16 protein-coding genes and 1 riboswitch are annotated in these 19,181 nt (G+C 38.1%); of the genes, 7 read left to right on the top strand and 9 right to left on the bottom strand.

Annotation, left to right across the window (positions count from 1 at the left end):
* Window positions 1–219: 219 nt before the first annotated feature.
* Window positions 220–1,464: an aminopeptidase gene (locus NYE61_RS16340; RefSeq protein ID WP_095307736.1), complete on the bottom strand. Its 1,245-nt coding sequence runs from the start codon at window positions 1,462–1,464 to the stop codon at window positions 220–222.
* 308 nt (window positions 1,465–1,772) lie between these two features.
* Between NYE61_RS16340 and NYE61_RS16335 the strand changes: the two genes are divergently transcribed.
* Entirely contained in the window at window positions 1,773–2,114 is a 342-nt protein-coding gene (locus NYE61_RS16335) for a helix-turn-helix domain-containing protein (protein WP_095307735.1), read from the top strand.
* 57 nt (window positions 2,115–2,171) lie between these two features.
* On the opposite strand, the gene NYE61_RS16330 is transcribed toward NYE61_RS16335, so the two are convergent.
* The 3 genes from NYE61_RS16330 to megL form a co-directional block, all read right to left on the bottom strand.
* Window positions 2,172–2,684 carry an acyl-CoA thioesterase gene (locus NYE61_RS16330; protein ID WP_095307733.1) on the bottom strand — a complete coding sequence of 171 codons (513 nt, stop codon included), beginning with the start codon at window positions 2,682–2,684 and terminating at the stop codon, window positions 2,172–2,174.
* Between the two features lie 60 nt (window positions 2,685–2,744).
* Window positions 2,745–4,184, bottom strand: coding sequence for a cardiolipin synthase (gene cls / locus NYE61_RS16325; RefSeq protein WP_095307732.1), 1,440 nt, complete (start codon window positions 4,182–4,184; stop codon window positions 2,745–2,747).
* A 687-nt stretch (window positions 4,185–4,871) separates the two neighbouring features.
* Window positions 4,872–6,062: a methionine gamma-lyase gene (gene megL, locus NYE61_RS16320; RefSeq protein ID WP_251660209.1), complete on the bottom strand. Its 1,191-nt coding sequence runs from the start codon at window positions 6,060–6,062 to the stop codon at window positions 4,872–4,874.
* A gap of 183 nt (window positions 6,063–6,245) precedes the next feature.
* Here megL and rarD point away from each other — a divergent pair, with 183 nt between their 5' ends.
* The 4 genes from rarD to NYE61_RS16300 all read left to right on the top strand — a co-directional run bounded on the left by rarD (window position 6,246) and on the right by NYE61_RS16300 (window position 11,595).
* Window positions 6,246–7,151 (top strand): EamA family transporter RarD, encoded by a 906-nt coding sequence (rarD, locus tag NYE61_RS16315; protein WP_303448382.1) that lies wholly within the window; start codon window positions 6,246–6,248, stop codon window positions 7,149–7,151.
* A gap of 131 nt (window positions 7,152–7,282) precedes the next feature.
* A riboswitch (SAM riboswitch) is annotated at window positions 7,283–7,395 on the top strand.
* Window positions 7,396–7,802: 407 nt separating this feature from the next.
* On the top strand, window positions 7,803–9,500 hold the full coding sequence (locus tag NYE61_RS16310) for an O-acetylhomoserine aminocarboxypropyltransferase/cysteine synthase family protein (RefSeq protein ID WP_251660207.1): 1,698 nt from the start codon (window positions 7,803–7,805) through the stop codon (window positions 9,498–9,500).
* Window positions 9,501–10,051: 551 nt separating this feature from the next.
* Window positions 10,052–10,948: an SGNH/GDSL hydrolase family protein gene (locus NYE61_RS16305; RefSeq protein ID WP_240033700.1), complete on the top strand. Its 897-nt coding sequence runs from the start codon at window positions 10,052–10,054 to the stop codon at window positions 10,946–10,948.
* 11 nt (window positions 10,949–10,959) lie between these two features.
* Window positions 10,960–11,595: a YpmS family protein gene (locus NYE61_RS16300; protein ID WP_251660206.1), complete on the top strand. Its 636-nt coding sequence runs from the start codon at window positions 10,960–10,962 to the stop codon at window positions 11,593–11,595.
* Between the two features lie 155 nt (window positions 11,596–11,750).
* On the opposite strand, the gene NYE61_RS16295 is transcribed toward NYE61_RS16300, so the two are convergent.
* On the bottom strand, window positions 11,751–12,371 hold the full coding sequence (locus tag NYE61_RS16295; protein ID WP_303448383.1) for a hypothetical protein: 621 nt from the start codon (window positions 12,369–12,371) through the stop codon (window positions 11,751–11,753).
* 489 nt (window positions 12,372–12,860) lie between these two features.
* Between NYE61_RS16295 and NYE61_RS16290 the strand changes: the two genes are divergently transcribed.
* Window positions 12,861–14,480 (top strand): ATP-binding cassette domain-containing protein, encoded by a 1,620-nt coding sequence (locus NYE61_RS16290; RefSeq protein WP_095307721.1) that lies wholly within the window; start codon window positions 12,861–12,863, stop codon window positions 14,478–14,480.
* A gap of 76 nt (window positions 14,481–14,556) precedes the next feature.
* Here NYE61_RS16290 and NYE61_RS16285 read toward each other — a convergent pair whose 3' ends face one another.
* Together NYE61_RS16285 and NYE61_RS16280 are read right to left on the bottom strand one after the other, a co-directional pair.
* Complete coding sequence (locus NYE61_RS16285; RefSeq protein ID WP_095307720.1) at window positions 14,557–15,504, bottom strand: NAD-dependent epimerase/dehydratase family protein; 948 nt, start codon at window positions 15,502–15,504, stop codon at window positions 14,557–14,559.
* Between the two features lie 27 nt (window positions 15,505–15,531).
* Window positions 15,532–16,722 carry a glycine C-acetyltransferase gene (locus NYE61_RS16280; protein WP_303448384.1) on the bottom strand — a complete coding sequence of 397 codons (1,191 nt, stop codon included), beginning with the start codon at window positions 16,720–16,722 and terminating at the stop codon, window positions 15,532–15,534.
* A 200-nt stretch (window positions 16,723–16,922) separates the two neighbouring features.
* Between NYE61_RS16280 and NYE61_RS16275 the strand changes: the two genes are divergently transcribed.
* Window positions 16,923–17,054 (top strand): hypothetical protein, encoded by a 132-nt coding sequence (locus NYE61_RS16275; protein ID WP_262366376.1) that lies wholly within the window; start codon window positions 16,923–16,925, stop codon window positions 17,052–17,054.
* A gap of 139 nt (window positions 17,055–17,193) precedes the next feature.
* Here NYE61_RS16275 and NYE61_RS16270 read toward each other — a convergent pair whose 3' ends face one another.
* Window positions 17,194–17,997 carry a LysM peptidoglycan-binding and 3D domain-containing protein gene (locus NYE61_RS16270; protein ID WP_303448385.1) on the bottom strand — a complete coding sequence of 268 codons (804 nt, stop codon included), beginning with the start codon at window positions 17,995–17,997 and terminating at the stop codon, window positions 17,194–17,196.
* Between the two features lie 252 nt (window positions 17,998–18,249).
* Entirely contained in the window at window positions 18,250–19,137 is an 888-nt protein-coding gene (locus NYE61_RS16265; protein ID WP_118888475.1) for a DUF1002 domain-containing protein, read from the bottom strand.
* Between the last annotated feature and the right edge of the window lie 44 nt (window positions 19,138–19,181).

The following is a 19,181-nucleotide window of genomic DNA, read 5'->3' as shown; positions in this document are numbered from 1 at the left end:
TGTCATAGAATGGATAGATGGTGCTTTATTTGGTAGGACGGTGTCATAGAATGGATAGGTGGTGCTTTATTTGGCAGATTGGTGTCATAGAATGGATAGATGGTGCTTTATTTGGTAGGACGGTGTCATAGATAGATGGCAGGTTCGAGCGATAGCATTGGGATACTTTCCTGGACAAGTGAAAATCCAGCGCTTATGCGAGCGCTGGATTTTTATTATTTATTCACCTTTTACATTTAAAGCCCATGTTCCATTGCGGAATACTGCTTCTGTTGTTCCATCTGCTTTTACACCGTCAATATTCATGTCCGCAGAACCAATCATAAAGTCAACGTGGATTAAGCTATCATTGACACCATGTTTATCAAGTTCTTCTGCACTCATTTTAGAACCGCCTTCCAAGTTCGTTGGATATGCTTTTCCTAAAGCGATATGACAAGATGCATTTTCATCAAATAATGTGTTGTAGAAAACTAATCCTGATTGGGATATTGGAGATTCATCTGGAACTAATGCAATCTCTCCTAATCTGCGCGCTCCTTCATCCGAGTCAAGCAGATGCTTTAGTACTTCTTCCCCTTTTTCCGCCTTAAAATCAACAACTTTACCATCTTTAAAAGTCAGGCTGAAATTATCGATTAAGCTACCACCGTAGTTAAGAGGTTTGGTGCTCGCTACTGTTCCATTGACACCATATTTATGCGGCATAGAGAAAACTTCTTCTGTTGGGATATTTGGATTAAATGTAACACCTGTTTCTGCTTCAGCAGATCCGCCTTTCCAAATATGTCCTTGTGGAAGCTCCATTTCCAGATCCGTTCCAGGTGCGTTGAAAATCAGTTTTTGGTAGTTTTTCCCATTCAAAACCTGACGTGCTGTTTTTAATGTTGCATTATGCTTATCCCATGCGGCAATTGGATCTTCCTGATCTACACGCACAATGTTTACAATAGCTTCCCAAAGGCTTTCCACTGCATCCTCTTTTGACTTATCAGGGAAAATTTTCTGTGCCCAATCACCTGATGGAATTGAAATGATGGACCAAGGGATCTTGTCGTTCATTGTATAGTTACGGAAATTAATCATTGCTTCTGCTGCAGCTTTGTTTGCTTTCGCAACACGTGATGGATCAATATTTTGTAATAAATCAGGGTTTGTTGAACGAATGTGTAATATCGCCGCTCCATCTTCTGCAAATGTATCATGAAGCTTCACTCGCCATTCCGGGAAATGTTCAATAACTTCATCTGGAGCGTTTTCATACTTTAATAAAGTCAATTCGTCATCGACCCAGTTAATATGAACATCTTTCGCACCTAATTCGTAAGCCTTATGAGCAACGATTTTTGTAAAATCTGCTCCTTCAAGTGGTGCGTTAATCATTAATGCTTGCCCTTTTTGTAAATTAACACCTGTGCGTAATGCTAATTCTGCATATTTCTCTTGTGTTTTTTGATTAACCATAATTCAAACCTCCAAGATTATTTCAGATAATGGCTTCACCTAAAAGTCATTACTTTTTAAATAGTATGTCTTTTATTACTGGGATGAATGTACCATATAGTCATTATTCCATAATCAACCGAAAATTGCCAAAATAACCTTCTTCATTTTCAAATTCCTATCTACCGGTAACAGTACGCGAGGTCAGTTCTATTTACGGTATTAGCAGTTTATGATATTATAATAGTATAGAAGTTACTTTTTGTAATCACTGTAATGTTTTAATATAAAGCAAATTGAAATGATCGTATAGGAATGAGGTGATCATAATGGAGAAATTATGTCCACGTTTTGAAAAGGCGATGGGGCTCCTTAGTACACGCTGGGTTGGTTTAATTTTATTTGAATTATTAAAGGGAACAAAACGCTTCTCCGAGATGGAAGCTGATTTGCCAATTAGCGGCAGGCTGCTGTCCGATCGACTAAAACTACTTGAAAAAGAAGGAATTGTGGAGCGGAATATTTATTCTGAATTCCCTGTTCGAATTGAATATTCTCTTTCTCAAAAAGGGAAAGACTTAGAACCAGTAATTAAGGAAATTCAATCTTGGGCTGATGACCATGTTAGCCCTGATGAGGTTGAAGAAGATACTGAAAAGCTAAAAGACTAATGAAAAAAGGCTGTCGCGCTTGCAACAGCCTTTTTTCATTATGCCTGACTCAATTTTTTATTCCATTGCGTATTTTGTACCAAAGGTTTTGGCGAGATCTTGAGAATGTCGTCTTCTTTCTCCCCTGCGCTTAGCACGTAATGCTGCATTTTCATGGAGCATTTTTTCTAAGTCTGTTTCTGGATAAACAGATGGTACAGGGACAGGTTTTCCATTTTCATCAATAGCTACAAATGTCATAAACGCGGTCGCGCTGACCTTTCTTTCTCCTGTTACTAAATCTTCTGTTACTGCTTTCGCAAAAACTTCCATCGATGTATGATGTGTCCATGTAACAAATGCCTCGATTGAAATCGAATAGCCAACTTTTACAGGTGCCAGGAAATCAACCGAGTCCGTTGATGCAGTTACAACAGGATTCCTTGCATGCTTCACGGCAGCTATTGCTGCTATATCATCGATATGCGCCATTAACTTTCCACCAAATAATGTACCAAAAGCATTTGTATCTGGCGGAAGTACGTGTGTTGTTTTAATTGCTAATGAGTTTGAGCATGGTTTTGCTTCCATATTCTTATCCTCCCGATGACTTGCCATTTACTATAAGTTACTGCTTCTTTTGGGAACGTACTATAGCACTGGCGAAATTAGTCTAGAAATTGATTCCTTAAATCGGATGCCGATTGTTCTTTGATCATACAGCTTCTTCGTCATTTGTGTCGATAATTTAATATCATTGTTAAATTTTTGAACTAGCCGATCAGCTATTTCGGTATCATATAAAAATGCATTTACTTCAAAATTGAGACGGAAGCTGCGAACATCAATGTTTGCAGTCCCTACTGATGCAATTTTCCCGTCGACGACAATTGTTTTCGCATGGAGAAAACCGTTTTGATAAATAAATACCTCTGCACCAGCCGTTAATAGTTCTCCACTACTGGACAACGTTGCCCAGTACACAAATGGATGATCTGGTTTATTTGGAATCATAATTTTCACATCTACACCGGATAATGCAGCAATTCGCAATGCATCTTTCACACTTTCATCTGGTATAAAATAAGGTGTTTGAATGTAAATATATTCCTTTGCCGCCATAATCATTTTAATATAGCCATTTTTTATTTGTTCCCATTCTGTATCCGGACCGCTTGAAACAATCTGAACGCCTACGTCTCCACTTGTACTCGTGTTATAGTAGCGATCATCATATAGAATATCATTTTTGGATGCTTGATTCCAATCGAGAATAAAGCGAGTCTGTAAGCTTTGAACAGCTTCCCCCATTACACGTAGATGCGTGTCACGCCAGTATCCGAATTTCCTGCTTTTTCCGAGGTATTCATCACCAACATTGAAACCACCAATATAGCCAATCTTCCCATCTATAATCGTTAGCTTACGATGATTTCGATAGTTTATTTTAAAGTTTATGATGAGCTTAGAAGGAAAAAACGCCTCTACCATAACACCAGCGTTCTTTAATCGCTTTACATAGCTTCTTTTTAAAGAACGTGATCCCATGTCATCATAGAGCACTCGTACATCAACACCCTCATTCGCTTTTTTTATGAGAACCTCTGCTAAACGCTGACCGAGCTCGTCACTTCTCATAATATAGTATTGCATATGAATATGGTCTTTTGCCTTTTGCAAATCCTGAATCAACGCTTCAAATTTTTCTTCTCCATCGGTATAAATTTCTACCGCATTATCTTGTGAAAAAATAGCATCGTCATTTCTTAATAGTAGATACACCAGATCGCTATACTCCTGCATTGCTTCATCATTAAAATGGAGATCCTCATCCTCCAAGGAACGCAGCTGCGATTGAACAGTCGTTTTCACACCCAGCCTGCTTTTCTTATCCCAGGTGAAAATTCGTCTATTGCTTATTGGTTTACCAAAAATTAAATAAAGGATAAAGCCAGCAATGGGAATAAATAGTAATACCATTAACCATGCCCATGAAGACGTTGGATCTTTCCTTTCCAAAAATACAATAGAAATACCCAATGCAATATTTAAAACGATTATAAGTCCGAGTAAAAACGACAGTATTCCCATCGTATCAATCTCCCTCTAAACGTATATTTCCACTATCTAATATAGCACAGAAATTTAATCCAGGTTAGTGATGCGCTGCTTTTCCGATGTTTCATGCATACTATTTAGCCTAGCCAACAAAAGTTAAAACATAGTAGGGAAATTTTCTTTTTATCATATTTGAAAGAAACTGCGAACTAACTTCTCGGCTGTTTTCTTCAAGTATGTGCAATAATCGCCGTCCGGGATCGCTTCGGGCGGATGCTTTCCGTGGGCACGGCTTCAGCCTCTCCGGAAGAAACCCACTTCCGGTGAGTCTTCAGACACGTGCTATTCCCACTGGAGTCACCGCCCTGCACTCACCTGGACTGGTAGCGCATCGATATCGTTTTTATTAATTCCACAAGTAATAACTGGTGAGCATATACTAATATACTTAGACTCCTGTGGGAAGAAGAGCATCGGTGAGACTACGCAGTGCGACAGCACAAGGAGGCTCAACAGCTCCCCTTTGGATGCGCGAATTATATTTCCGGAGCGGGTAGACGCACAATCCATTTAAATACACTAATCCACATTTTATATAAACTTCAAGTTAAAATATCCCTCCTACCTATCCAATTCTATTATTAAAGTACAAATAAAATACACGTCCATGCTAGAAAATAATTAGCATTAGACGTGCATGTAAAATGAGTGCTGCTTTTCTTATAATTGATCTAAAGCCTGCTCTAAATCAGACCAAATATCTTCCCACGCTTCCAGTCCGACTGAAAGTCGAATGAGCTGGTCTGTGATACCCATTTGTTGCCGAACTTCATATGGTATGCTTGCATGTGTCATTGTAGCAGGATGCTCAATTAACGTTTCGGCATCGCCTAAACTTACTGCAATTTTTAAGAAACCCAATTGATTTAACAACTGCTGCGCCTGCTGTTTATTCCCTTTCACATCAAAGGAAATGATTCCCCCTCCACGTTTCATTTGTCCTTCCATTATCGCAAGATCCGGATTGTCGTCATCTTCTGGATAATATACGTTAGCGACTTGCCGGTGCATCTTCAGCTGTGCCACAATTTTTCGGGCATTGTCACAGTGACGGTCCAAACGAACCGCCAATGTTTTTAAACCACGCAGTAAAAGCCATGCATCAAATGGAGATATAACCCCGCCGATATCTTTTTGTGTTGTATTGGAAAGCATATCAATAAAGGATTTTTTGCCAACGACTAAACCTGCAATTACATCTCCATGTCCGCCGATATATTTCGTTGCACTATGAAGGACAATGTCGCACCCTAATTCCAATGGTTGCTGTAAATAAGGAGAAGAAAATGTATTGTCCACTACAACCGGAATACCGTATTCCTTTGCAACCTCTGCCACCTGCTGTAAATCGATTAAGCGCATCGTTGGATTAATCGGTGTCTCTACATAAATGACGGTCGTTTCTGGCCGAATAAGACTGCGAAGCTCTTCCTTTGATTTCATCTCCGAAAAATCAGTAGTTATATTATACTTTTCTCGCATCATCGTTAGAAATCCAAACGTACATCCATATAAACCCGATGAACATATAATGTGATCATTTGCTTTGGTGAGTGCAATGAGAACAGCTGACACTGCCGCCATTCCCGATCCAAATGCAAGACCAGCTTCTCCCTTTTCTAAAGTCGCAATACGCTCTTCAAGCACACGGACGGTTGGGTTCCCCAGGCGAGAATAAATATAGCCCGACTCCTCACCGGCAAAGCGACGTTCCCCCTGCTCCGCAGTTTCAAATGTGTAGGTAGATGTTTGAAAAATGGGTGTGGAAAGACTCCCAAGCATTTCTTTAGTATCATAGCCTTCATGGATGACAGCCGTTTCAATACGTTTTTGATTTTGTTTTTGTGTCATCGTCAAACCCCCTCTTGATAGATGTCTCTTACGCTCACATCTATCATATCGAATAAAACTTGATTATGAAAGCGTTTTCTAAAACTTAAGCTAAGCTAAGTGATTGCTAAATTGGTAAATTCCATCTACTATTATAGAAATGTTAAAGGTTGTTCAAAAAATCCGCTTAGGAGGGAAAATATAATGGATAATCGGCATACGAAAACCGGCATCATCTATACATTCAGTGCCTACCTCTTATGGGGGATTATTACAATGTACTGGAAACAAATTGATTATGTTCCAGCTGGGGAAATTCTAGCACATCGAATAGCATGGTCAGCAGTATTTATGCTGCTTCTTGTCATTTTTCTTGGTAAATGGAATAACTTCATACAGGAATGCCGACAAATTATGAAAAAGAAAAAGCAATTACTTGGGATCACAGCTGCCGCGATTGTGATTACATTAAACTGGTTTCTATTTATTTGGGCAGTTGTTCAAGGACATATCCTGCAAGCAAGTCTTGGATACTATATCAACCCGCTTATTAGTATTTTACTAGGAATTATCATTTTGAAAGAACCTGTAACGAAAGGTCAATTACTTTCCTTTATTTTAGCAGCAATTGGTGTGCTTTACTTAACATTCAGTTACGGTGTATTTCCATGGATTTCACTGCTGCTAGCAACCACATTTGCATTATACGGGTTACTGAAAAAAACAGTGAATGTCAGCGCAATCTCCGGGCTGACAATTGAAACATTGCTTATTACACCAGTCGCACTTATTTACTTATGGATTATTCCAAGCGGTTCATTTACTTTTACACCATTTATAACAGTTACGAACCTATTTTTAATTGGAGCGGGTATTGCTACCGCTGTTCCACTATTGTTATTTTCCAGTGGTGCAAAGCAGATTCCTCTAGCCATGGTAGGTTTCCTGCAATATATCACACCTACCATGATGCTTGTAATTGGTGTGTTTTTCTATAAAGAGCCCTTCTCACAAGCACATCTAGTTACGTTTGCTTTTATTTGGACTGCTTTATTTATATATATGGCGTCTATTTATAAAAATTCGCAGCGTCGTTTGAGAACACATTAAAATGAATCTCTGGCTTTAGGTAAATCCTGCAACATGCAATTACATTCAACCTAATTTAAACTTTTCAGAAAACATCATTGACAGATAATAGAATTCATTGTATACTCACACTAACTTAAATAATGCAACATCTCTTATCAAGAGCGGCGGAGGGAATAGGCCCTATGAAGCCCGGCAACCTTAAAGCATTAACCTGCTTGTAACGGTGCTAAATCCTACAGGGTAAAAACCTGGAAGATGAGAGGAGGAACGGTTCGTACATACGCCCTCTTCTTAGGAAGAGGGCTTTTTCATTTTCCCTCTTCAAACACAAAAGCGTAAGCGCCCGGTTAGCGACGTACGGACTGAGCCGCAGGAGATAAAGGAAACACGCCCCTTTAGGGGTATGCCGATGTTAGGCGTAGCCTGGTTTTAGTCGGCCATCCTTTTACCTAGAGTCAATGTTGACTTTCACCACAAGGGTATAAGTGCGACTAGGCCTCATGTCTTAGCCAGTCGGCAAGTCTTCTTTATCGTACGGAGGCGAGGGAAGTCTCGCTACAGCTTTAGCGCTGGAGCTGGACGTGGCTGTTTCGGTAGCCAAGTGATCCACGGTATTAAAGTTTATAGTTTTCTAGTAAAAAACATAACATTTCAAGGAGGAATTTTATTATGTCACAATTTCAGCCAGAAACGGTATTACTTCATGGTGGTCAACAGCCGGACCCAACTTCAGGTGCGCGTGCTGTTCCAATCTATCAAACAACTTCTTATGTTTTCCGTGATACAGAACATGCACAAAACTTATTTGGTTTAGCAGAATCAGGTAATATATATTCTCGTATTATGAATCCAACGGTTGATGCATTTGAACAGCGTGTTGCTCAGCTGGAGGATGGGGTTGGTGCTGTTGCAACATCATCCGGAATGGCTGCTATTACGCTAGCAATTTTGAATATCGCGGAAGCTGGGGATGAAATTATTGCGGACAGCAACCTATATGGCGGTACGTACAATCTCTTTGCAGCGACCCTTCCACGCTATGGGATTACAGTAAAATTTGTTGATGGTACAAAACCTGAGGAATTTGAAGCTGCGATTACCGATAAAACAAAAGCTATATTTGGTGAAATCATCACAAATCCAAGTCTTTACGTATTTGATGTAGAAGCTGTTGCTGATATTGCACATGCTCATGATATTCCATTAATTATTGATAATACTTTTGCCCCTTATATCGCAAAACCGCTCACTTGGGGCGCAGATATTGTTATTCATTCCGCAACAAAATGGATCGGCGGTCACGGAACGACAATTGGCGGGGTCGTTGTTGATGGTGGAAGATTTGACTGGAATAACGATCGATTCCCTGGCTTCACCGAGCCTGACGAAACATATCACGGCTTAAAATATAAAGATCTTGGTCCAACAGCATTTATTACAAAACTTCGTGTTCAATTATTACGTGATATCGGTGCATGCTTAAGCCCCCAAAGTGCATTTTTATTTTTACAAGGACTAGAAACGCTACATTTACGAATTGAAAGACACGCACAGAACGCAGAAAAAGTTGCTGCCTATTTACAAAAACATGAAGCAGTAGAATGGGTCAGCTTCCCTGGTTTAAAGGAACATCCATCACATGGGCTTGCTAAGAAATATTTCAAGAGCGGCTATGGATCGATTATTACATTCGGTATCAAAGGGGGACGCGATGCAGGTAGAAAGCTAATCGACAATGTGAAGCTATGGTCACATGTAGCAAATGTTGGAGACGCTAAATCCTTAATCATCCATCCTGCTTCAACGACACATCAGCAGCTAAATGCTGAAGATTTGAATAAAAGCGGTGTAACTGAAGAGCTTGTCCGCTTGTCGATTGGACTAGAAGCTGTAGAAGATATTCTGGCAGACTTAGAGCAAGCAATTGATCAAGCAACAGGAGTTAATCAAGTTGCACAACAATCGAATGACGCTGTAATTAAAAGCTTGCTTTCCTCTCCATTTAATCGTCAGGAAGGTATTCGCAAAAAAGTTATTGCTAGCATCGGGATTGATCAAAGCGAAACGAAATCCTTAGAAAAACTTGGTTTTGAAATCATTTCTGTAGAAGATGATCCAGCTAATGAATTATCTGTAATTTCATCTCCTATTGATGCATTATGGGTTAAGGATAAAGAACTTCCAGCTGCAGTTATTGAACAATTGGTAAATAAAGAAATAAAATTTATTTTTGCCGAAGGAGCAGCAAGCACAAATCAAACATTGCAGCATGCAAATGCGACGGGAATTATTGTTACAGAGGTAAATCCAGCTGCATTAGCACTTCAGCTTCGAAGCAATAATACGCAAGCAACTGTTACAGTTTAAACACTATATATAATCAGGTTTACATCTCCATCAAACCGGGAATATCCCCAAAGAGTGGACCTAAAATTTAAATCGCCTTCTTTAACAGAGGGCGATTTTTTAATTAAGCATTATATTTTGTTATGTTCGTATTTAAAGGAAAGTGTGAACTCATGTGTAAATAAGGATTGTGCGTATACTGACTTCCTATTATTAGTAGAATCTGCTGGAACAATTTCGCTCCCGTCCCAGTAGTTCACCGCTATATTTATGATGCAACAAACAATCGATATTTAAGATCAACTTCAAGTTTAACTTTTTATATTATTGATTAAACTTATAATGGATGTTCTGAATAAACGATTAAGATATAGACACTACGGATCTTCCTTGAAATAATGGATAACAAGCAATACATATATAGCCAAACACCATGATTTCTTTAAGCATAATTTTACAGGAGTGCTTGAAAGGGTATATAATTTATAAATCCATTTCGAATAGTTATAAAGCGGACAAATTAGCCTTTTTTCCATATTATATTAAGAGATAACTGCATAGGTGTGATTAACTTGAAAAAGTATGTTTATATAACCTTTTCCCTTCTGATTATCGGAGCTTTCATTATTTTTTTTATGCAACCGTCAAATGAAATGAGTAAGGAGCCAGCCACTCAGCCCGAGCAAGATATGCAACAAGAATTTGAAGATCATGAAGTGAATGATGAGTCGGATACAAGTAAAGAAAACCAAAAACAAGAAGAAGATACTGATCAAACGGGATTTCCACCAAATATATCTGGTGCACTACAGAATACAATTAGTTTCTTCAGTAATCAAGAAACCAAGATTGTGGCAATCGGTGATTCACTTACCCAAGGTGTTGGTGATGAGACGGATCAAGGTGGTTATATTGGAATATTAGACCGAACAATCAATGATGGATTGCAATCTGTAGAGATTGTTAACTTTGGGAAGCGCGGGAATCGTACAGATCAATTGCTCAAGCGTCTGGGACAGGAAAAGATCGCCAGAGAAATAGCGGATTCCGATTTAGTACTGATTACAATTGGTGCAAATGATATTATGAAAATCGCCAGGGAAAACATTATGCACCTTGTTATCGATGACTTTGTTGCCGAAATGGATGGCTATGAATCCCGAATTCGGCAAATATTTGAGACCATTATTGCATTAAATCCAGACACTCATATATATCTTGTCGGCTTTTATAACCCTTTCCAACAATATTTCAAGGATATTAAAGAGCTCGATTTAATTGTTGGAGCCTGGAACACTGCAAGCAGCAACATTGCTAGTGAATACGAAAATATTACATTTATACCAACCGAAGATTTATTTACAGTGAAAGCCACGAACTTATTTGCTGAAGATAATTTCCACCCAAATTATGAGGGGTATTATCTAATAGCTGAACGAGTACTTGACTATATTACAAATAGAAGATAAGGATGAACGCTATGTCAGATAGAAAACAGCGTTTGAAACGTAACAAATGGAAAAAAGCTTTCTATAGCTTGCTAATCTTTAATGGCATTGTTTTTGTTGTGCTTCTCGCACTCTTATTTGGACCTGTTCCGGAAAATAAAGCTCCAGTCCGCCATGAACGAGGCGATCAAGAAAGCTCTGAGTTTATTATACGAACATCAAAACAGAATTTGAATAATCTCGTCAATGCATACATTGAACAATTACTTGGAGATTCAGATCATTACTATCGTATATCACTTGATGAAGATGTCCATTTAATTGGAGAGCTGCCTGTGTTCTCAACAACGGTCCCACTTTCTGTTCATTTCGAACCATTAGTGCAGGATAATGGCGACCTTATTTTAAAACAAAAGTCCATATCGGTTGGCTTATTAGAACTCCCAAACAAAAAAATCATGGAATATATGGCTGACTTACTTCCAATGCCAGAATGGGTTACGGTCAATCCGCAAGAACAGGAAATTTATGTGGCAGTTACAGATATGGATATTCGCAGTAATTTTCATGTTGCAGTGGAAACGATAGACCTCGAGGCAAACAATCTAGCCTTTCGGTTAAAGATTCCATATGAAACACTAGGTCTGGAGATGTTAGGCCCATGGTAACCGGCCGGGAACACGGCATTCCTTTTTATCAACGGTTTGAGCTTTAGCGCTGCATGGACGTGGCTGTATTGATAGCTAAGTATCCATAGCATTCCATATTTAAAGCTTCCTGACCATAAAAAAAGAACCATTTACAATGTAGATGGTTCTTTTGCTTATTTTAAACCCAAGCGTTTAAATCGAGAAGATAATAGAAAAATAAATGATTGCTTTGGTATGGCTTGGTCTTGTATTCTTTCTTCAAGTGGTTTCTGCTTCTGATAATCTCCAAGAATTCCCTTATATATCAGCTGCATCCCTGGGTAACTACGAATATCTGCGGGTGTAATAAAGCTAATCGGTTTGCCAAATTGAAACCTCTTCATATCTCGCAGTACTGTTGCAACAAACTCGGAGCAAAATAGGGCATATTTTCGATTAATCTCTATTTCCATCATTACACCGAATAAACCAATAAAATTATATTTATAAAGCTGTTTTTTTGCTTCAATTTCTTTTATATTATGAATGATACCTTCATATTCTTCTTCCGTAACTGTAAAACTGTATAGCTCACAGGTTGAACGCTTTAAAAATTCACTTTGAATATCTTCCCTAATAAATCCACCGATAAATGGATTTCTCGGCTGCTTTCTTCCAAAGCTGTACAGTTCGTTTAATTGCGGATCAAAACCGATAGAGACATGATTTAATGACTTTTTCGTGTAGTAATTTATTGCTTTCGATAAATAACTGCCTGTATCGGTAAAAAGGAAATAAATGATCCTTTCACCCATGCCCTTCCCCCCTTTCCGTTATGGGCAATAAAACAATTGATTCTATAAAGCAGGAAAGCATATAGCTTTCCTAATTGCATAAGTGTATCTAAGACAGGTACCTATAAGCTTGGCATTTCTAATAGCCTTTTGTACTACTATTACAAAAAATAGGCAAATATACAAGTTATTTTTTGTGCTTACACTTTTCACTGATTAAACTGACATATATTTCATGAACAAATAAGAGCTTCCATCGACTAAGATTATTAGAATCAAGACGAGTAGACTATTAAAACGTTTTATAATTATGTCTAGATCTATAAAGTAAATAGCCGATAAATAATAATTACTTCCTATTTAATATAACATATTACAATACAGCGAAATAGGAAACCTATAAAACATTACCAATTTTGTAAAACATGCTATGGGGTTCTTGCAAAGTTGCGTCAAATAACGTAAGCTTACCATGATTACTATTTATTTTATTGGAGGAAAAGACCCAGAATGATAACTGTTACTAATGTTAGTTTACGATATGGTGATAAAAAGCTGTTTGAGGACGTAAATCTTAAGTTTACTCCTGGAAACTGCTATGGCGTTATTGGTGCAAATGGTGCAGGAAAATCAACTTTCCTGAAAGTATTGTCTGGTGAAGTTGAGGCACAGTCGGGAAATGTTTCCATGTCTCCTGGTGAACGACTTGCTGTCTTAAAGCAAGACCACTTCGCTTATGAGGAAAACGAAGTAATTGATACGGTTTTAATGGGACACGAAAAGCTGTATAAAGTAAAGCAAGAAAAAGATGCAATTTATATGAAAGCTGATTTTTCAGAAGAAGATGGTATGCGTGCTGCAGAGCTAGAAGGCGAATTTGCTGAGATGAACGGTTGGGAAGCTGAATCGGATGCAGCTGTATTGCTAAAAGGTCTTGGTATCGAAGAATCGCTTCATACGATGAAGATGGCTGAGCTTACTGCCGATCAAAAAGTAAAAGTTTTGCTTGCTCAAGCCCTTTTCGGCAGCCCAGATATTCTATTACTCGATGAGCCAACTAACGGACTTGATATTCAAGCAATCCAGTGGCTGGAAGAATTCTTAATTAACTTTGAAAACACGGTTATCGTAGTTTCTCACGACAGACACTTCTTAAATAAAGTATGTACACATATTGCAGATGTTGACTACGGGAAAATCCAAATTTATATTGGAAACTATGATTTCTGGTATGAATCCAGTCAGCTCGCTACGCAAATGGCACAGGATGCGAACAAAAAGAAAGAAGAAAAGATTAAAGAGCTACAAGCCTTTATCGCTCGATTTAGTGCAAATGCGTCGAAATCGAAGCAGGCAACATCTCGTAAGAAAATGCTCGATAATATTACATTAGATGATATTAGACCTTCTTCCCGTAAGTATCCATACATTGCTTTTACTCCTGAACGCGAAATCGGAAACGATTTATTACGCGTCGAAGGGCTAAGTAAAACAATCGAAGGCGTAAAAATCTTAGATAATGTTAGCTTTACGATGAATAAGGATGATAAAGTTGCTCTTGTTGGAAAGAACGATATTGCCAAAACGACTTTATTAAAAATCTTAGCAGGTGAAATGGAACCTGATGAAGGAACATATCATTGGGGTGTCACAACATCTCAATCGTACTTCCCTAAAGATAACGCGAAATTCTTTGAAAACGGGAATTTAACACTAGTTGACTGGCTTCGTCAATATTCTCCAGAAGATGAGACAGAAACGTTTTTACGCGGATTTTTAGGAAGAATGCTGTTTTCTGGTGAGGAAGCATTGAAAAAGGCGAATGTGCTATCTGGTGGTGAAAAAGTACGTTGTATGCTGTCAAAAATGATGCTTTCACATGCAAACGTACTAATGCTTGATGAACCGACAAACCATCTAGATTTAGAATCTATTCAATCATTGAACAATGGGTTAATTAAATTTAAAGGATCCATTCTGTTTACATCACATGACCACCAATTCATTAACAGTATCGCAAATCGTTTAATCGAAATTACACCAAAAGGTATTATCGATAAAGAGATGAGCTATGATGAATACGTACAAGATCGCAAGCTGCAAAAACAAATTGCAGAAATGTATGCATAAAAACACGAAGTGAAGGCGCCTTTATTAGGCACCTTCACTTATTTTTTCACGAATGCCGAATGCATCCCCTATTTTATTAAACTGCTACTTTCTTTCTAATTTTATCAAGCATATCAACCGTCATACGATCGAGATCATATTCAGCCTTAAATCCCCATTCCTCCATTGCTGCTTGAGAACTGATTGAATTCGGCCAGCTATCAGCGATTTGTTGTCTAACCGGATCTACTTTATATGAAAGCTTAAAATCCGGCAGCTGTTTTTGAATCGATTTGGCAAAATCTTCTGGTTGTGCAGACATTGCCGAAATATTAAAGGCATTGCGATGAATTAACTTTTCCGGATTTGCTTCCATTAAGTGAACAATCGCATTTAATGCATCTGGCATATACATCATGTCCATATAGGTGTCTGCAGCAATATACGATTCATATGCGTTGTGTTTCACCGCTTCATAATAGATTTCAACTGCATAATCTGTTGTTCCACCACCTGGGGGAGCAACATACGAAATTAAGCCTGGAAAACGAACACCCCTTGTATCCACCCCATAGCGCTGGTAATAATAATCACATAAAAGCTCACCAGCAACCTTATTGATGCCATACATCGTGGTTGGACGTTGTAATGTATTTTGCGGCGTATTATCCCTTGGTGTCGTTGGACCAAATGCACCAATTGAGCTTGGTGTAAAAATTTGCAAATGGAATTCCTTTGCAACCTCTAATGTATTGAGCAAACCACCCATATTTATATCCCAAGCAACCTTCGGAAATGCCTCCGCTTTTGCTGATAAAAGTGCTGCAAGATGCATAACCGTATCTACTTCATGCTTTTTAACAACATGCAAGACTTGTTCTATATCTGTAACATCCATCACTTCAAATGGCCCTTGTTCTTCAATCCCATCAATCTTCCGTATATCGGTCCCAATAACTTGATCGGTTCCATAAATACCCCGCAACTTGCCTGTAAGTTCGGATCCAATTTGTCCGAGAGCACCCGTAACTAGAATTTTTTTCATCTCCAAAACCCCTCTATGCAATCGAAATTAAATTAAGCCCATTTCTTTCCCTACTTTTTCATACACAGCAATCGATTTATCTAGCATTTCCTTTGTATGAGCAGCTGTCGGCATATTACGGACACGCCCCGTTCCACGTGGGACAGTTGGAAACACAATTGATTTTGCATAAATCCCTTCTTCAACCAAACGCTTGCTAAACTGCTGCGCTACCTTCTCATCTCCAATAATGCATGGCGTTATCGGCGTCTCACTAGCACCTATTGTAAAACCTAATGCTTTCAAGCCCTGTTTTAAATAGTCTCCGTTTTCCCAGAGTTTTTCATTTAATTCCGTGCTTTCCATAAGTAATTCAATTGCCTTTGTACTAGCAATCGCATCTGCCGGTGAAACAGCTGTAGAAAATAGGAATGGACGTGATCGCACCTTCAGCCAGTCAATCAGGTTGGACTTGCCCGCTACGTAACCACCAACTACTCCAATAGCCTTCGAAAGCGTTCCCATTTGAAAATCTATTCTATCCTGTAAACCAAAATGTTTAACTGTACCGGCGCCTTTTCCAGTAACTCCCGAGCCATGTGCATCATCAACATACGTAATTAAATCATATGCTTCTGCAATTTCAACTATTTCTGGAAGCTTTGCAATATCCCCGTCCATTGAGAAGACACCATCAGTGATAACCATTATTTTATTAAAATTGCCAGTTGATCTTGCTTCCTCAGCCTTCCGACGTAAATCATCCATATCCGAATGCTCAAATCGAATTATCTTTGCTTTTGAAAGCCTACAGCCATCAATGATTGACGCATGATTGAGAGAGTCTGACAAAATCGCATCATTTTTATCCATAACCGCTGATATCGCAGCCATATTACAATTGAAGCCAGATTGATAGGAAATTGCCGCCTCCGTTCCTTTAAAGGCTGCAATTCTCTCCTCTAACGCAATATGGAGATCAGAAGTACCATTAATTGTACGTACTGCTCCTGACCCAACACCATACGAACCTATTGCTTCACTTGCTGCTTGTTTCAAACGTTCATCTGTTGCAAGTCCAAGATAATTATTAGATGAAAGGTTAATTAACTCTTTTCCCTGAATCCGTATAACTGGACCATTCGCTCCCTCTACTGTATCAATTTCATTGAATAGCCCACGTTGTTTTAAATCTAAAATACTACCATTTAAAAAATTGTCTAATGTCTTACTAGTCATACGGTAAAACTCCTCCTTAAACACAGAAATACTTCCATATTTAAGTTTAACATAAAACGCTTACATTTGATTTGTGTATATACAATTTGATTAAAAAATTTCGTTAATAATTTTTAAGTTTACTGTATTTTCCTATAGTAGTTTTACTCTATTTCTACTATACTAGTTTATAGACATTTTACATCTTGGAGGAAGCATGCATGAGAAGGATATTATTGGGATTATTCGTTATTATTATTCTTACGATTGGAATAGTTGGGTATACAGAATTAAACAATAAGCCAAATGAAGTCATTGAAGAATCGAATCACTCCACAGAGATACAATTATAATTGTTTATAAGCGGGTGCAAGATTTTATTATATTGGAAGACATATGCAGATAGAGAAATTCCATGTTTTTTTAGCCGCAAAAAAAGGAAAGCACATTATAACAGTGCTTTCCTTTTTGTTAATGCTTCGGGCTAAAAAATTATTTAATAACCGTTACGTTAACTTGCTGAGCGCCCCAATTTACTGCTTCTTCTTTCGTTGGGACATGAAGGTCGATTTTATTACCTTTAATCGCACCACCAACATCTGCTGCTGTTGCGTAACCATAACCTTCAACGTAGACCTCTGAACCTAAAGGTATTACATTCGGGTCTACAGCAATTACTTTTGCATTGGGATTAGCGTTTAAATCTACCCCTGTAGATGTTACTCCAGAACAGCCATCACATTTAGCTGTATAGGCAGTTGCCGTTACAGTGATTGTTTCCCCTTCAGGGCTCTGTTCTGAACTGTCTTCTGAACTCTCTTCTGAACTCTCTTCTACTTTCTCTGTTTTAACGGAAGCTTTCTTTTCATCAGCTTGTTTTTCCGTTTCATTTTCTTGTTTTGGCGCTTCTTCAATCTCAGCTGGCTCTGAATCATCTTGACTAACATTTACACCATTTATTTTTAGATCTTGTCCGATAACAATGATATCGTTTTTAAGATCATTCCATTCCTTCAATTCATCTACTGTTATGTCATATTCTTTTCCAATACTGATCAATGTATCCCCTTGCTTTACTGAATACATGTTGTTAATAAACAGTAATTGCTTTGGGTGAATGACAGTAGATTTTAAATCATTTATTTCAGTTAAATCCTCAACGGTTGTATCGTATTTATCTGCAATCTCCCAGAGACTTTCTCCCTTTTGTACTTCGTGTTCTTCAGCTGAAACTGTTGTTGTAGCCGCGCCAGCAATAAAAATACCTGCAGCGAGTGCTGCTACTAGTTTTTTCATCTGATGTACCTCCTTGAATTTCTGACAATGATTATCGTACCACAGGCAAACTGCAAATACAGTTACAAGACGTTTAAGAGTCTATTACAAGGATTACTATTTTCATATTTTTGTTACATTGCGTAATATTTTTGATACAAAAGACTCAATTTATCATTTTTTCCTATTACAAAACAGGAAATTAGACACAAAAAAGAGAAGTAGCTTCTTTTCCACAAGACTACTTCTCTTCTCTATTAAAACGTATCTACTTTAATTAAATAAACCGCCTAGGAAATCGCCAATTGATTTAAATAGCTCGCTGAAGAAATTAGCAACCTTTTCCCAGAAACTTGCATCAAGACCTAATTCATCTGCTTTATCTGCAATTGAATTAGCAATATCCTCGAGCTGATTTTTCACTGCTCCAAAATCAATGTTTAGATCTCGCATTTTATCAAAAAGATTTACAAGCATTTGCCGATCTTCATCACTTAAACGAATCTCTAATTTATCCAATTGCTCGCTGACAATTCGTTCTACATCTTCTTTTGTTGCCGGATTTTGCTCCGCAATCATCTGTTTAATTTCGGTAAGCAATGTACTTACTTCATCTTGCGTAATATCTTCATTTTCAGCAAGATCTGTAGCTACATTCAGCTCTTCATTGGCTAATTCCATCCGTTCTTTGTCTAGTTCTTCGCCTTCTACGTCGTATGCCTTATAAATACCCGTTAATGCTGAATGTCCACTAACTTTGATTGGTGATACAACGTCCACTGTTGCATTTTCTGCACCAGCAGTAAGTAACGCATTTTCATACATCGATGCTGTAACTTGTGTTATATTTTCCGGAGTAACAATATTAACTGTTATCCCTTCTCCTTCATTTTCCAGAAGAATTCTTGCTGAAGAGTACATATTGGCATTTGGATTTCCATTAATAAAATTTGCATAATCCTGTCCACTGACGTCGTGTGCTTCAAATGTATCCGTATCTTCAATATTTAACGCTTCTCGAACTTGGGCTCGCTGTGAATCATTTAACTTCTCTCCATAAATTAGTATCGTATTGGACGCCGCTGATACCGGCATAGCAAACGCGATAAATAACGTTAGAACCAACAGTGACAATCGAATAATCTTTCCATTAAATTTCATGTTATATGTCTCCTTTTTATTCTCACTAAAAAATCAAATTTAAC

The organism is Oceanobacillus sp. FSL W7-1304 (assembly GCF_037969805.1).
Classification (GTDB): Bacteria; Bacillota; Bacilli; order Bacillales; family Amphibacillaceae; genus Oceanobacillus; species Oceanobacillus profundus.
This window is presented reverse-complemented; position numbering and strand designations above follow the sequence as displayed.